Annotated in this window: 1 protein-coding gene; it reads left to right on the plus strand. The window is 30.1% G+C overall.

What is annotated here, in order from left to right; genetic code table 11:
• Positions 1-106 precede the first annotated feature (106 nt).
• The gene (locus BX611_RS00060) at positions 107-871 is read left to right on the plus strand and encodes a hypothetical protein (protein WP_115877460.1); all 765 of its coding nucleotides are present in this window, start codon (positions 107-109) and stop codon (positions 869-871) included.
• The last annotated feature ends 215 nt before the right edge of the window (positions 872-1,086 follow it).

Consider the following 1,086-nt stretch of genomic DNA (forward strand, 5'->3'; position numbering starts at 1 on the left):
TCTTTAAGGACAACGGATTTAAGGACAGTGCTCAAAAAACGAACGTGATGCAAAAACTAAAGCAACATAATATAGAAGAAGTAAGAAGTATTTAAAACAAATTAAAATGAATTACTATAAAGGAAATGCAATTTATGACCATATAAACGCCAACCAGTTAACAAACTTTAAATTTTGTTCTGGAAATCTTTGGCAATTAGTTTACGGAGATAATAATTGTGTGCCTAAACTCCTCGCTCTTGTAATAGGTGCAAATAATATTGAATATAACGCTGGTTATACCGCAGATCAAATCGAAGCATTCAATTTGTTAAAAACTTTTGCAATTAGTTGCAATCTCCCTATTAAGGTTATTAAATTCAATACAGATATTGAAATAGAAAACATCAAAGTAGCTGATGATGTTACAAATCAACCTAATGAAATTACATTAGCAGAGCTAAGAGATATTTTTAGCCAAAATGGACTTCCTGTATCAAATACATCTACAGCTAAATATCTTAATGATAGAACATCAAGTGCTTATCATAAATGGCAAAGAGGACATCTTGGTAGAGCACTAACAGTATCAGATATTGATTTATGGAAACTTACACCAACTGGTGCTGTTCAAAGAATTTACGAACTAAAAAGGTCTTACATTGCAATAGGAAATTGGAATCCATACCCAGACGATTATAGAAATTTTCGTTTACTTTCCGCTTTATCTAATCAAGCAAATATTAGATTAGGTATTGTTTATAATGTTAGAAAAACCAACCCATTTAATGATGATATTTCCAACATAAAAGTATTTAAGGTGAATTTTTTAAAAATCCCGCATATAAAATTAGTTGGTATTTACAATACCGATGGTTTTTTCTCTTTATAATTTAACTTTAATTGAAAATAAAGTGTGTTCTTAGATTTAAAAATTATGTATAATAAAAACATGAACAAAATCGACCATAACGACCCCTTAAGTAAAAGTACAGACATCGTTTCTGAAAACATAGAACAGTTACAACAATTGTTTCCTGAAATATTTAAAGAAGGGAAGATAGACTGGCAAGAGCTCCAAGCAACACTAGGAGAACATATCGATAC

This window comes from Lutibacter oceani, from assembly GCF_003384935.1.
In the GTDB taxonomy this organism is placed as follows: Bacteria; Bacteroidota; Bacteroidia; order Flavobacteriales; family Flavobacteriaceae; genus Lutibacter; species Lutibacter oceani.

Coding starts and splice junctions, on each gene's coding strand:
- BX611_RS00060 (WP_115877460.1), top strand. CDS start 107: ATGAATTACTATAAAGGAAATGCAATTTATGACCATATAAACGCCAAC.